Source organism: Mycobacterium celatum, from assembly GCF_002101595.1.
GTDB classification, from domain to species: Bacteria; Actinomycetota; Actinomycetes; order Mycobacteriales; family Mycobacteriaceae; genus Mycobacterium; species Mycobacterium celatum.
In genome coordinates, this window is sequence record NZ_LQOM01000037.1 from 96,624 (window position 1) to 109,052 (window position 12,429).

The window sequence follows — 12,429 nt, forward strand, 5'->3', positions numbered from 1 at the left end:
CGTGCTGTTCTCGCGAGCGCATGCCCGGTTCAACCGCCGGGTGACCAATCGCATCGTGTTGCCGATTTCCGGCTGGCTACCGGTGTGGTCGGTCGTCGAGCACGTGGGACGTCGATCCGGCAAGACCTACCGCACCCCGGTGTCGGCCTTCCGCACCCGCGACGGCGGCGTTGCCATCTTGCTGCCGTACCGGCCGGACCGTGATTGGGTGAAGAACCTGCAAGCGGCGGGCCGCGGGCGAGTCAAGCTGTACGGCAAGACTTTCGACGTCGCCGACCCACGAGTTGTCCCGACCGGGGAGGCGGCCGATTCAGTGAAGGCGCCCTGGCGCCAGCTGCTGGGGTTGTCGGGGGTCGAGTCGACGCTGCTGCTCTCCCGCGCCGGCTGACGCGGGGGTAGCCACGGTGAGAGGGAGCCGACCATGACCGAAACGGGACGAGAGCAACGCCTGGTTCGCCGCATCGAGGAGCTGTACGCCACCGACCCGCAGTTCCGCGCCGCGGCGCCGTTACCGCAGGTGACTGCCGCCGCCCACCAGGAGGGGCTGCGGCCCTGGCAAGTGGTCGAGGAATACCTCACCGGCTATGCCGACCGCCCGGCGCTGGGGCAGCGGTCCCGTGAGCTGACGCGCGACGACGCCCCCGGACGCGCCACGTCGACGCTGTTGCCGGGTTTCGAGACGATCACCTATCGACGGTTGCGGGAACGCGTGGAGGCGCTCTCCAGCGTGTGGGACTCGAACCTGCGGGGCGGCTTTGATCCTGGCGACTTCGTGGCCGTCCTGGGTTTCACCAGCATCGGCTACGCGATCATCTACCTGACCTGTATCCGGCTCGGTGCGGTATTCGTCCCGCTGCAAACCAGCTCGACGGCGCAGCAGCTGAAACCGATTGCCGCCGAGACGGGCCCGCGAATATTCGCAGCCAGTATCGAGTCGCTGGACACCGCCGTCGACGTGGTGATCGACACGCCGTCGGTCGAGCGGCTGGTGGTGTTCGACTACTTCAACTACGACCACGAGCAGCGCGCCAAGTACCAGGCCGGGTGCGAACGCCTCGCTGCCGCGGGCCGCGAGGTGGACGTGATGCCGCTGTTGCCGGAACTGGAATCCGGACGCAACCTGCCGGTGATCCCACCGTTCATCCCGCCGGCTGGCGAAAACCACCTGGCCACACTGATTTACACGTCGGGCAGCACCGGCACCCCGAAGGGGGCGATGTACACCGCGGACATGGTGACAAGGCTGTGGCAGCGTCCGCACAGCCCGTCGCTGGACATCGGCAGGCAGATTCCGGCCATCCATCTGCAGTACATGCCGCTCTCCCACGTGTACGGACTGGAATGGCTGATCGCCACGCTTGCATCAGGCGGGATCGGCTACTTCGCCGCCAAGAGCGACATGTCGACGCTGTTCGACGACATCGCGCTGGTGCGGCCCACCGCGCTGAACCTGGTGCCGCGGGTGTGCGACTTGATCTACCGGCGCTACCGCAGAGAGCTCGACATCCGGTCGGCCACCGATGACAGCTCAGCGGCAGACGAAGTGAAAGCAGAACTGCGCCAAGACTTTCTCGGCGGACGAGTGGTGTCGGCGATGTGCGGCAGCGCGCCGCTGTCCAAGCATATGCACGCGTTCATGGAATCGCTGCTTGACGTCACCGTCGCCGACGGCTACGGCGCCACCGAAACCGGCGGCGGAATCATGCGCAACGGCATCGTCCGTCGTCCACCGGTGACCGAGTACAAGCTCGTCGACGTTCCCGAACTGGGCTACTTCACCACTGACAAACCGCACCCGCGCGGCGAGCTCTATGTCAAGGCAAGCAACGTAATCCCGGGCTACTTCAAGCATCCCGAGCTGTCGACCCAGATCTTCGACGACGACGGCTTCTACAAGACCGGCGACATCATGGAGGAACTCGGCCCGGATCGCCTGAAATATCTGGACCGCCGCAACAACGTCATCAAGCTCTCCCAGGGCGAGTTCGTCGCGGTGTCCCAACTGGAGGCGATCTATGCAGCCAGTCCCTACATCCGGCAGATCTATCTGCACGGCAGCAGCGACCAGCCGTTCCTGCTGGCGGTGGTGGTCCCCAACGACGACGCGGTCGGTGGCGGCGACCCGCGCGCGATGATCGCCGAGTCGTTGCAGCAGATCGCTGCGGCGAATCATTTGCAGCCCTATGAGATTCCGCGTGACTTCCTGCTCGAACGACAGCGGTTCACCCGCGACAACGGGTTGCTGTCCGGGGTCGGCAAGCTGCTGCGGCCGGCGCTGCGGGCCCGTTACGGTGAACGGCTCGACGCGCTGTACGCCGAGATCGCCGCGGGTCAGGAAAACCAGATCGATCAGCTGCGGGCGGCGGCTGCCGAACTGCCGACGATCGACACGGTACGGCGAGCCGCCGTCGCCACCCTGGGCCTGGAGGCCACCGGGGAGGGTATGCCTGCCGATTCGAAATTCGTTGAGCTGGGCGGCGATTCGCTGTCGGCATTCTCGTTCGGATCGCTGCTGGAGCAGATCTACCACGTCGACGTCCCGGTGCAGACCATCGTCAGCCCCACCGCGACGCTGGCCACCATCGCCCGCTACATCGACGGCGAACGCGACGCGGCTTCCACGCGGCCCACGTTCGCGTCGGTGCATGGCCGCGGCGCGACGCAGGCCCGTGCCGCCGAGCTGACACTGAACAAGTTCATCGACGGCGATATTTTGGCTGCGGCACAGGACCTTTCGGTGAGCGGCGAGGCGAGGACCGTACTGTTGACCGGCGCCAACGGCTACCTGGGCCGATTCCTGTGCCTGGACTGGCTGGAGCGGCTCGCCGAGACCGGCGGCACGCTGATCTGTATCGTGCGCGGCGCCGATCCCGTCGCTGCGCGGCAGCGCATCGAGGCCGCGATCGACACCGGCGATGCCGGGCTGTCGGCGCACTTTCGCGCGCTGGCCGCCGACCACCTCGAGGTGCTGTCCGGTGACCTCGGGGCGGCGAACCTGGGGGTCGACAGCGAGACCTGGGACCGGCTCGCGGAATCGGTCGATCTGATCGTGCACGCCGCGGCGATGGTCAACCACGTGCTGCCCTACAGTCAGCTGTTCGGCCCGAACGTGGTGGGCACCGCCGAGATCGTCAAGCTCGCAATCACCAAGCGGCTCAAGCCCGTTACCTACCTGTCGACGGTCGCGGTGACGGCCCTGCCCGACGGCAGCTTCATCGGTGAGGACGTCGACGTGCGGGAGGCCTCGCCGTCGCGGTCGCTGGGTGCCGCGTATGCCAGTGGCTATGCGGCCAGCAAGTGGGCGGGCGAGGTGTTGCTGCGCGAGGCGCATGATCTGTGCGGCTTACCCGTTGCGGTGTTCCGGTCAGACATGATCCTGGCGCACAGCCGCTACACCGGTCAGGTCAACGTGACCGACATGTTCACCCGGCTGATCCTGAGCCTGCTGGCCACCGGTATCGCGCCACGCTCGTTCTATCAACTTGACGCCGACGGCAACCGGCAAAGGGCCAACTATGACGGGCTGCCAGCCGATTTCACCGCCGAGGCGATCACCACGCTCGGTAGTCGAGCCACCGAGGGCTACCGCACGTACAACGTGCTCAACAACCACGACGACGGCATCTCGCTGGACACCTTCGTCGACTGGCTGATCGCGGGTGGTCAGAAGATCGAGCGGATCGACGACTACGGCGAGTGGCTCCCGCGGTTCGAGGCGGCGATGAAGGCGCTGCCGGAGAACCAGCGCAAGAACTCGGTGCTGCCGCTGCTGAGCGCCTACGCCCGGCCGGCGACGCCGACACCTGGAAGCCACCTGCCCGCCGAGAAGTTTCGCGCCGCAGTCCAATCCGCCGGCATAGGCACCGACAACGACGTGCCGCACCTCACCGAAGCGTTGATCGACAAGTACGTCACCGACCTGCATCAGCTGGGTCTCTTGGAGACGGCGGGCGAACACGTGGCCTAGTCGGGGCCGTTGATTCTGCGTCTACCACGACAAAGTGCGAGAAGACTCCCTGGTACACGCAGAGTCAACGCCGGGCCACACCTGCGGGCTCGCGCGACACCACGTGGGTGACCGGGATCGGATACGTCGAGCGCGCCTTGTCGACGAGCCCGAGCCGCAGCCAGGACGACCGGCCTTCGGCGATCACCAGCTGATCGGGGCGGAAATTGCGCACCGCGTGGGCCAGCGCACGCAGCGGCCGGTAGTCGCCAAGCTCTCCCTCGGCATGCAAGCCCATCTCCCGCATCGCGGACAAGATAGTGTCCAGCCGCTGTTGTGCGGCCTGCAGCGTCGCGTCGAAAACATAGACGGGGCCGGTGTTTTCGGCTTGTCCGGTGTCGACCGGGCTGGCCGGCACGCAGACGAAATAGTCCGCTCTTGCCTTGGCGTCGACGCGGCGCAGCACGTCGAAAAGCTCACTGCCGGAGACGTTTTTGTTGGCCAGCACCAACACCCGGGTCGCCTTGCCGGTCGGCGGTGTTTCGCCGCCGGGTTCGGCCGGCCCGCGCCACCATTTGGGCACGAAGTACAGCGCCAGCACCACCGCCCAGGACAGCAGGCTCAGGAACAGCTGGGTGCGTGCCTCATGCTCGAACACCATTTGCACGAGGACGGCGACGATCCCGGCCAGGGTCAGAATCGACAGCGCCGGAAAGCCCCACATCTTGACTCGCAGCCGCTCCGGCGGTGTCCTGCGGCGCAACACGATCTGCGACAGCGCGATCAGCAGGTAGACAAACAGCACGATGGCGCCGGAAGACTTCAGCAGGAAGACGAAGACGCTGCCCGGTGCGATCCACGCCATCACCACACACAAGAACCCCACCACCGACGCGCCGAGGATGGCGTTGTAGGGCACGCCGCGGCGGCTGACCTTGACGAATTGGACCGGTGCCTCGTGACGCGCGGCCAGCACGAACAACATTCGCGACGCGGTGTAGAGCCCGGAGTTCAGGCACGACAGCACCGCGGTGAGCACCACCGCATTCATGATGTGCCCGGCTCCCGGGATGCCCATCGTCCGCAGCGCCGCGACGTAGGGCGAGGCGCCCAGTTCGGTCGAGTTCCACGGCACAATCACCGCGAGAAGGAACACCGAACCGACGTAGAAGACCAGGATGCGGGCGACCACCGACTTGGTGGCCCGCCGCACCGCGCGTTCGGGGTTGTCGGTTTCGGCGGCGGCGATCGTGGCGACCTCGGCGCCGACCATCGCCGAGATGACGACCGCGACCGCACCGAACACCGTGCCGATGCCGTGCGGGAAGAACCCGCCGTGCGCAACCAGGTTGCCGAAACCCGTGCCGTGGTGCGGCCAAAGCCCGACGACGAACAGCGACCCGACGGCGAGGAAGACCATGATCGTGGCGACTTTGATTCCGGCGAACCAGAATTCGAACTCCCCGAACGACGAGACCGAGAACAGGTTCGTCGCCGTCATTGTCACCATCAGGATCAGCGACAGCACCCACAGCGGCGCGTGGAACCAGTAGGTGATCACCCGGCCGCCGGCCACCGCCTCGAAACCGACGACGATCACCCAGAAGTACCAATACAGCCAGCCCACCGAGAATCCCGCCCAGTCGCCGAGAGCGTCGCGGGCATAGTCGGCGAACGATCCGGTTGCCGGGTTGGCGGCGGCCATCTCCCCCAACATCCGCATCACCAGAACGATCAGCAGACCGCACAGCGCGTAGGTGACGAACGCCGCGGGCCCGGTCTCGCCGATGACGACGCCGGAGCCGACGAACAACCCGGCGCCGATCACCCCGCCGATCGCGATCATGTTGAGCTGCCGCTGCGTCAGGCCTTGGCGCAGCTTCGCCGTCGTGCTCATGCGCCCCTCCTGCGTCAGCAGCATGAGCGGACGCTACACCGCGCTACACCGGCGCGGCGCGCAACACGGCGGGCAGGCTGGGCAGGAAGTGCTCGGTGGCAAAGGCGCGGAGGTCGTCGGCGCTGGCCAGCGGTTGGCGGCTAGGCAACAACAGCACCATCGCCGCGTAGCGCAGGATCGTCTCGGCCAGTTCGTCGACCGCGGATTCGCCGATGCGTTCGGCGAACCCGTCGGGGAAGATCACCCGCAGCGCGGCGGCCATCCGCTCGACCGCGGCACCCCAATGCTGCTGAGCCAGTTCGAGCATCAGGCCGGGCTCGTCGGCGATCATCCGGGTCAACACCCGATGCTCGCGGAACCGCATGATCGCGCATGTGAACGCCTCGACGTAGTAATTCGATTGCGGCCGGCGGTTTTTCAACTCGTCGGCGATGGCGGCGAACAGCGCGGCGTTCTCCCGGTCGATGACGGCGGCGACCAGCTCGTCGCGGTTGGCGAAGCGGCGGTAGATCGTGGTGCGGCTGACCCGGGCGCGGCGCGCCACATCGTCGAGCGCGACCCGACGAAAGCCATGCCGCTCGAACTCGACGACGGCGGCGTCGAGGATGGCGCGGGCGGCGGGGTCATCCCCGTGCGTAACCGGCACGAGCAAACCTGTTGTAGCGCAACCGCATCGGCAGATGATCCCACAGCCAGTTGACCGGCCGTGAGCGCCACACCGCGGCGAAACGCTGGTAGCGACGCTCCTGCCGCTCGCTCCACGGCAGGTTCAGCAGGGCGCGGGCCTGCGGCGGCAGACCGCCCGTCGTCAGGAACGCCGCGACCGGATCGAACATCGGCGACACCAGCCGCCACACCAGCGGCGGCACCCCTTTGGGGCATGGGAAGCCCTTGGTGACGTAGCCGACACCGTATCTGGCGGTCTTGTGCGCCACCACGACGTTGTCGAGCATGTCGTTCCAGTACTTTTCGAACTCCGCGTAGTCGGTAGGCATCGCCCGGTCGCTGACCCCGTAACGGCGATACCAGGTCTTCGACTCGAGGTAGATCTGTTCCTTCTCGGCACGGGTGAGCCGCTTGACGAACGTGTCGGCGAAGTAGAGCACCTGCTCGACGAAGGTGGCATGCGCCCAGTAGTACGTTTCCGGGTCAAGCGCGTGGTAGCGCTGGCCGTCGAGCATCTGGCCTTTGATCTCGTGGTGGAAGTCGCGCACTTGCTGGCCCGGATGGCCGTCGTCGGAGCCGTAGACGGTCATGAAGATCGGCGGCAGCGAGCGCTTGACTCGGGCGGCGGTGTCGGAGAAGAACACCGAGTGGTCCAGCACGCCCTGGCCGAGCTCGGCGAGCATGTTCTGCAGCACCGCGGGCCGCGGCCCGATCAAGAACATGCGGTTGTCGCCGAAGTAGCGCCACACCAGCGACTCGGGGCCGAGCGGCAAGGCGTCGACGTCGATGTGCGTTTCCGACAGCTCAGTCATGTGGCACAGTGTTACACATTCTGAACTTTGTACCAACCCCGTGGTGGGCAGTCGGCCGCACCCAGATAACGAAACGATTACGGCGAGTGTTAGAATTGCATGATGACTTCGCAAATCTATCGAATTCAGTTTCCACCGGCGAATTCCGAACGGCTGGCGCAAGACGAGGTCTCGTTCAAGCTTATCGATAATGGCGGATCTCGGGAACTGCGCTTTCACGATTACGCGGAGATCTACAAGCGCCCCGGCCTTTATGAAGAATTGTTTTACGGCCGGCTGCGGTGTAATTCACCCGGTAAGGTGATGGAGCTGCTCGAGCGGGCGTTACAGACCACGCGTGAACCGCTGACCGAGTTGCGGGTACTCGACCTCGGTGCGGGCAACGGAATGATGGGCGATGTCCTCAAGCGCGAGGGGGTGGCCCGGCTGGTAGGCGTCGACATCGTCCCGGAGGCTCGTGACGCCGCCTACCGCGACCGTCCGACCGTCTACGACGCCTACTACGTCGCCGACCTCGGCGATCCCGACTCCCGGCTGCGTGACGAACTGACCGAGTGGAATTTCGACTGCCTGACCTGTGTCGCCGCACTCGGTTTCGGCGACATACCGCCACGCGCATTCTTCAACGCAATGAAACTCATCAAGACCGAAGGGTGGCTGGCGTTCAATATCAAACAATCGTTTTTGAACCCGGATGAGCAGACCGGGTTTTCCCGGCTGGTCCGAGCACTCATCTTCTCCAAATACCTCGATATTTACCATCTGGAGTTGTATCGCCATCGCCTCTCCATGGAGGGCACGCAGCTGTTCTACTACGCGTTCGTGGGCCGGTTGACCGCATCGATCCCGGACGACTTCCTGGAGACCCACGGCATCGAGGACTAGGCCGTTATCAGCCTGTTGTCGGATAGGTGACGCGGCGAGACCTGTCGCGGTCGTCTGCTTGGCATGATGCGCTGGTGAAATCGCTGACCCGCCGCGACGCGCTGCACTTGGGTATCGCCGGGGCGGTGGGTATGGGTGCGGCGGGGTTGTCCGCGCTGGGCGCCCTGCTCGATCCACCGACACCCCGTGCGGCGCCCGACCCAGGACCGGCATCGGCAGCCGGCCCACTGCCCACTCGCGAGTCCGGCTCGTTCATCTCCGCGGCCCGCGGCGGCGTCGAGACCAAATGGATCATCGCCCGCCCGCCGGGCACAACCGGCGTCTTACGACCGGTGATCGCCCTGCACGGGATGGACAGCGACGCCGCCGGCGTGATGAGCCTCGGCGTCGAGGACGCCCTGGCGCGGCTGACTGCATCCGGCCGGCCGCCGTTCGCGGTGGTCAGCGTCGACGGCGGCAACGCCTTCTGGCGCCGACGGGCCTCCGGGCAGGACTCCGGCGCGATGGTGTTGAACGAGCTGATCCCGATGCTGGCCACCAAAAGCATCGACACCTCTCGGGTGGCCTTCATGGGCTGGTCGATGGGCGGTTACGGCGCCCTGCTGCTGGGCTCTCGTCTGGGTCCGGCGCGCACGGCGGCGATCTGCGCGATCAGCCCGGCGCTGTACATGACGTATTGGGGAGCGCCGCACGATGCCTTCGACAGCCTCGACGACTGGCGCAAGAACTCGGCAATGAACCTGGTGCCGCAGCTGGCGGGGATCCCGCTGCGTGTCGATTGCGGCACCGGCGACGGCTTCTACGTCGCGACACGGCAATTCGTCAACGAGTTACCCACACCACCGGCCGGGGGGTTCTACCCCGGCGGGCACGACGCCGAGTTCTGGCACCAGCACCTTCCCGACGAGCTGGCCTGGCTGGACTCCTGAACGGCTAGCGGCCGAATCGCTTGAGCCGCAAGCTGTTTGCCACCACCAGCACCGACGAGCAGGCCATCGCCGCGCCGGCGATCATCGGGTTGAGCAGACCCAGGGCCGCCAGCGGGATCGCCGCCACGTTGTAGCCGAAAGCCCAGAACAGGTTTGCCCGAATGGTCCGCAGCGTGCGCGCCGACAACCGCAGCGCCGTCGGCACCGTGCGCAGGTCGCCCCGCACCAGGGTCAGGTCGCCGGCCTCGATCGCGGCGTCGGTGCCGGTGCCCATCGCCATGCCGATGTCGGCGGTGGCCAGCGCCACAGAGTCGTTGACGCCGTCGCCGACCATCGCGACCCGGGCACCTTGGGTCTGCAACCGCTTGATCACGTCGGCCTTGTCGGTCGGTAGCACTTCGGCGATCACGTCGGCGGGGTCGATGCCGACCTCGGCGGCGACCCGGTGTGCGACCGCGCCGTTGTCGCCGGTGAGCAGCACCGGCCGGATCCCCATCCTTCGCAGCTGCGAAATCGCTTGAGCGCTGGTCGGTTTCACGGCGTCGACCAGCCGGATGACGCCGCGCAACCGGTCGCCCCAGATGACCTCGACGCTGGTGCGCCCGTCCGACTGTCCGGCCTTGACCACGCTGACCGTCACGCCGTCGACGTCGCCGCTGACCCCGGTACCCGGGTCGTTGGCGAAGTTGGAGACCGGTGCCACGTCACCGGCGGCGGCCACGATCGCCGCCGCCACCGGATGCTCGGAGGCCGATTCGACCGCCGCGGCGCGGGCCAGCACGGCGTCGGCGTCCTCACCCGCGGCGGGCTCCACCGCATCGACGCTCAGCACGCCGGTGGTCACAGTTCCCGTCTTGTCCAGCACGACGGTGTCGATGCGCTGCACGGCCTCCAACACCTGCGGGTCCTTGATCAGGATGCCCAGCTGAGCGCCGCGTCCGGTCCCGACCAGGATGGCGGTCGGCGTCGCCAGCCCGAACGCGCACGGGCAGGCGATGATCAGCACCGCGACGGCCGCGGTGAACGCCGCGGCGGCAGGCTGGCTGGCCAGCAGCCAGCCGGCCAGGGTCGCTGCGGCGATCGCCAGCACCGCGGGCACGAACACCGCCGAGACCCGGTCGGGGAGCCGCTGGATGGATGCCTTGCCGTTCTGGGCGTCGGCCACCAGCCTGGCCATCCGCGCCAGCTGCGTGTCGGCGCCCACCTTCACCGCGCGAACCAGCACGCGGCCGTAGGTGTTCACCGCGCCGCCGAGTACCTCGTCGCCCGGGCCGACGTCGACGGGCACCGGCTCTCCGGTCAGCGCCGAGGTGTCCAGCGCCGAGACGCCCTCGACGACGACGCCGTCGGTGGCGACCCGCTCGCCAGGCCGCACCACGAACACGTCGTCAACCTGCAGCTCGGCCACCGGCACCCGCACCTCGGCGCCGTCGCGCAACACGGCGGCCTCCTTGGCGCCCAACGTGAGCAGCGCCCGCAGCGCCGCGCCGGCCGAGCGTTTGGCCCGCGACTCGGCGTAGCGGCCGGCCAGCAGGAACACCGTCACGGCCGCGGCTACCTCGAAATACAGGTGGCCGCTGCCGGTGGTCACCGCGATCGCCGACCACAGGTAGGCGGCCAGCGTGCCCAGCGACACCAGGGTGTCCATCGTCGACGCGCCGTGCCGCGCGCCGGCCAGCGCCGCCCGGTGGAACGGGTAGCCGCCCCAGGCCACGATCGGCGTCGTCAGCGCCAGGACCAGCCATTGCCAGCCGGGGAACTGCCATCCCGTCACCATCGACAGCGCGACGACCGGAATGGCCAGCGCCGCAGAGCCGATCAACCGGGCCGGCAGCTGAGCCTCGGCCACGTCGTCGCGGGCGGGATCGCGGCTCACCGAGGCCTGGTAGCCGGCCGACTCCACGGCGCGGATCAGGTCACGGGCCGACACCGTGGGCCCGTGCTCGACGTGGGCGCGTTCGACCGCGAAGTTCACCGTCGCGCGCACACCGTCGAGCTGGTTGAGGCCCCGCTCGACCCGCGCCGCACACGATGCGCAGCTCATGCCGCGCAGCTCGAGGTCGGTGGTGGGCATACTTCGGTTCTACCGGGCAGAGGTGTTGCGTGCCCGTCGCAGGTTGGCGAAGCCCACCACGGCCAGCACGCCGGCCACCGACGCCAGCAGCAGCGTCAGCAGCAGCAGCGGCGGGTTGTAGACCACCGACGTGGTGACCGGCTGGCCGTCGAGCACCGGCGCCACCGACACAGTGGAGCGCACCTGAGACCACGCCGTCGCACAACCGAGCACCGCGGCGCAGGCCAGCGCGAGTTCGACGACGGCCCGGCTACCGGCGCTCACCGGCGCGACCGTCCTCGTTGTCGTCGTCCGCCCCGGCCGGTCCGACCCGCTCCTCGACCAGCGGGGTCAGCGCTGCCCGCAGCGACTTGTGCCGCCGCGCCCAGGCCTGCGCGGTGCGCCCGTGGGTGAGCCGCAGCCCGATGCCGACGCGGCCCTTCGGCACCCCGACAAGCTCGCCGAGTGCGCGCGCCGACTGCCACCGCGCCGATTCCTGTTCGGAGGCCTGCGGATGTCCGGCCTCCGGGTACACCCGCACGATCTCGGCCACCTTGATGGTCTCGGTGCCCTGACGCAGCGTTTGCGGGGTCAGCTCGACCGAGGTGTGGATGCGCGCCGCTTTCACCTGCAACGCCACGAACCCGGACACCAGCACCAGGAACACCGCCGGGACCAGCGGTTGCCAGCCGTAGCCGCTGGAATGCTCGATCAGCAGCATGGCTCCGGCCGCGAGCGGGCCGGTCAGCACCCAGTACCAGCTGGCCCCGGGCTCGCGGAACAACGGAGCCTGCTTGGTGTCGGTGTCTGTGGTCACTGACGTGAGCCTAACCTGGCGCTCACCTGGTGAAGTAGGTGTGGGCGTCGCCGCGGTGCAGCAGGAACATGCCCCCGGCGATCAGCACGCAGCCGACGATCCCGGTGACCGCGCAGATCACCGCTGCCAGTGGCGGCCAGTCCACGCTGAACAACCGGGTGCCGACGTAGACGACAGCGGCGATGCCGCCGCCGGTCAACACCGTGCGGGCCCAGCGATACCCGGCCCGCATCAGGATCAGGAAGGTCACCACGACTGCGCACAGCACCGCCGCGAAAAGCCCTGACGCGGCGTAGACGATCGGCGAGCCGTGGCCGTGCCGGGAGGCGACCAGGTCCACCACGTAGCCGATCACCATCAGCGGCAGTGCAGCCATCCACAGCCAAAAGCCGGTGTCGACGTCCACCGGCCGGGTCTGCGGCTC

11 protein-coding genes are annotated in these 12,429 nt (G+C 67.7%); 4 read left to right on the forward strand and 7 right to left on the reverse strand.

Annotated elements, in window-relative coordinates; translation table 11 throughout:
• Position 1: 1 nt before the first annotated feature.
• Complete coding sequence (locus AWB95_RS16710; RefSeq protein WP_062538869.1) at positions 2-388, forward strand: nitroreductase family deazaflavin-dependent oxidoreductase; 387 nt, start codon at positions 2-4, stop codon at positions 386-388.
• A 33-nt stretch (positions 389-421) separates the two neighbouring features.
• On the forward strand, positions 422-3,967 hold the full coding sequence (gene car, locus AWB95_RS16715) for a carboxylic acid reductase (protein WP_085168420.1): 3,546 nt from the start codon (positions 422-424) through the stop codon (positions 3,965-3,967).
• 64 nt (positions 3,968-4,031) lie between these two features.
• Here car and AWB95_RS16720 read toward each other — a convergent pair whose 3' ends face one another.
• From AWB95_RS16720 to AWB95_RS16730, 3 genes are read right to left on the reverse strand one after another with little or no spacing between them, the layout of a single operon-like run.
• On the reverse strand, positions 4,032-5,843 hold the full coding sequence (locus tag AWB95_RS16720; RefSeq protein WP_062538875.1) for an amino acid permease: 1,812 nt from the start codon (positions 5,841-5,843) through the stop codon (positions 4,032-4,034).
• A gap of 43 nt (positions 5,844-5,886) precedes the next feature.
• A complete protein-coding gene (locus tag AWB95_RS16725) occupies positions 5,887-6,489 on the reverse strand; it encodes a TetR/AcrR family transcriptional regulator (protein WP_062538871.1) in 603 nt (200 codons plus the stop codon).
• Complete coding sequence (locus AWB95_RS16730) at positions 6,467-7,321, reverse strand: oxygenase MpaB family protein (protein WP_062538872.1); 855 nt, start codon at positions 7,319-7,321, stop codon at positions 6,467-6,469. Before AWB95_RS16730 ends, AWB95_RS16725 begins: the two co-directional genes overlap by 23 nt.
• Positions 7,322-7,423: 102 nt before the next feature.
• Here AWB95_RS16730 and AWB95_RS16735 point away from each other — a divergent pair, with 102 nt between their 5' ends.
• Both AWB95_RS16735 and AWB95_RS16740 read left to right on the forward strand, forming a co-directional pair.
• The gene (locus AWB95_RS16735) at positions 7,424-8,206 is read left to right on the forward strand and encodes a class I SAM-dependent DNA methyltransferase (RefSeq protein ID WP_198157750.1); all 783 of its coding nucleotides are present in this window, start codon (positions 7,424-7,426) and stop codon (positions 8,204-8,206) included.
• 74 nt (positions 8,207-8,280) lie between these two features.
• Positions 8,281-9,135 (forward strand): alpha/beta hydrolase, encoded by an 855-nt coding sequence (locus tag AWB95_RS16740; protein WP_062538874.1) that lies wholly within the window; start codon positions 8,281-8,283, stop codon positions 9,133-9,135.
• Positions 9,136-9,139: 4 nt separating this feature from the next.
• Here the strand turns inward: AWB95_RS16740 and AWB95_RS16745 are convergent, their stop codons facing one another.
• The 4 genes from AWB95_RS16745 to AWB95_RS16760 are packed head-to-tail and all read right to left on the reverse strand — an operon-like array spanning position 9,140 to position 12,381.
• Entirely contained in the window at positions 9,140-11,209 is a 2,070-nt protein-coding gene (locus tag AWB95_RS16745) for a heavy metal translocating P-type ATPase (protein WP_085168421.1), read from the reverse strand.
• 9 nt (positions 11,210-11,218) lie between these two features.
• Entirely contained in the window at positions 11,219-11,473 is a 255-nt protein-coding gene (locus tag AWB95_RS16750) for a hypothetical protein (RefSeq protein WP_062541923.1), read from the reverse strand.
• Positions 11,460-12,005, reverse strand: coding sequence for a DUF3093 domain-containing protein (locus AWB95_RS16755; RefSeq protein ID WP_085168422.1), 546 nt, complete (start codon positions 12,003-12,005; stop codon positions 11,460-11,462). The genes AWB95_RS16750 and AWB95_RS16755 overlap by 14 nt, the downstream gene beginning before the upstream one ends.
• A 22-nt stretch (positions 12,006-12,027) precedes the next feature.
• Positions 12,028-12,381, reverse strand: coding sequence for a hypothetical protein (locus AWB95_RS16760; RefSeq protein WP_084707488.1), 354 nt, complete (start codon positions 12,379-12,381; stop codon positions 12,028-12,030).
• Positions 12,382-12,429: the final 48 nt, after the last annotated feature.

Excerpts from the sequence above, each read along its gene's own strand:
- car (WP_085168420.1), top strand. The coding sequence starts at position 422 with ATGACCGAAACGGGACGAGAGCAACGCCTGGTTCGCCGCATCGAGGAG.
- AWB95_RS16735 (WP_198157750.1), top strand. The coding sequence starts at position 7,424 with ATGACTTCGCAAATCTATCGAATTCAGTTTCCACCGGCGAATTCCGAA.
- AWB95_RS16760 (WP_084707488.1), bottom strand. The coding sequence starts at position 12,381 with ATGGCTGCACTGCCGCTGATGGTGATCGGCTACGTGGTGGACCTGGTC.
- AWB95_RS16730 (WP_062538872.1), bottom strand. The coding sequence starts at position 7,321 with ATGACTGAGCTGTCGGAAACGCACATCGACGTCGACGCCTTGCCGCTC.
- AWB95_RS16745 (WP_085168421.1), bottom strand. The coding sequence starts at position 11,209 with ATGCCCACCACCGACCTCGAGCTGCGCGGCATGAGCTGCGCATCGTGT.
- AWB95_RS16720 (WP_062538875.1), bottom strand. The coding sequence starts at position 5,843 with ATGAGCACGACGGCGAAGCTGCGCCAAGGCCTGACGCAGCGGCAGCTC.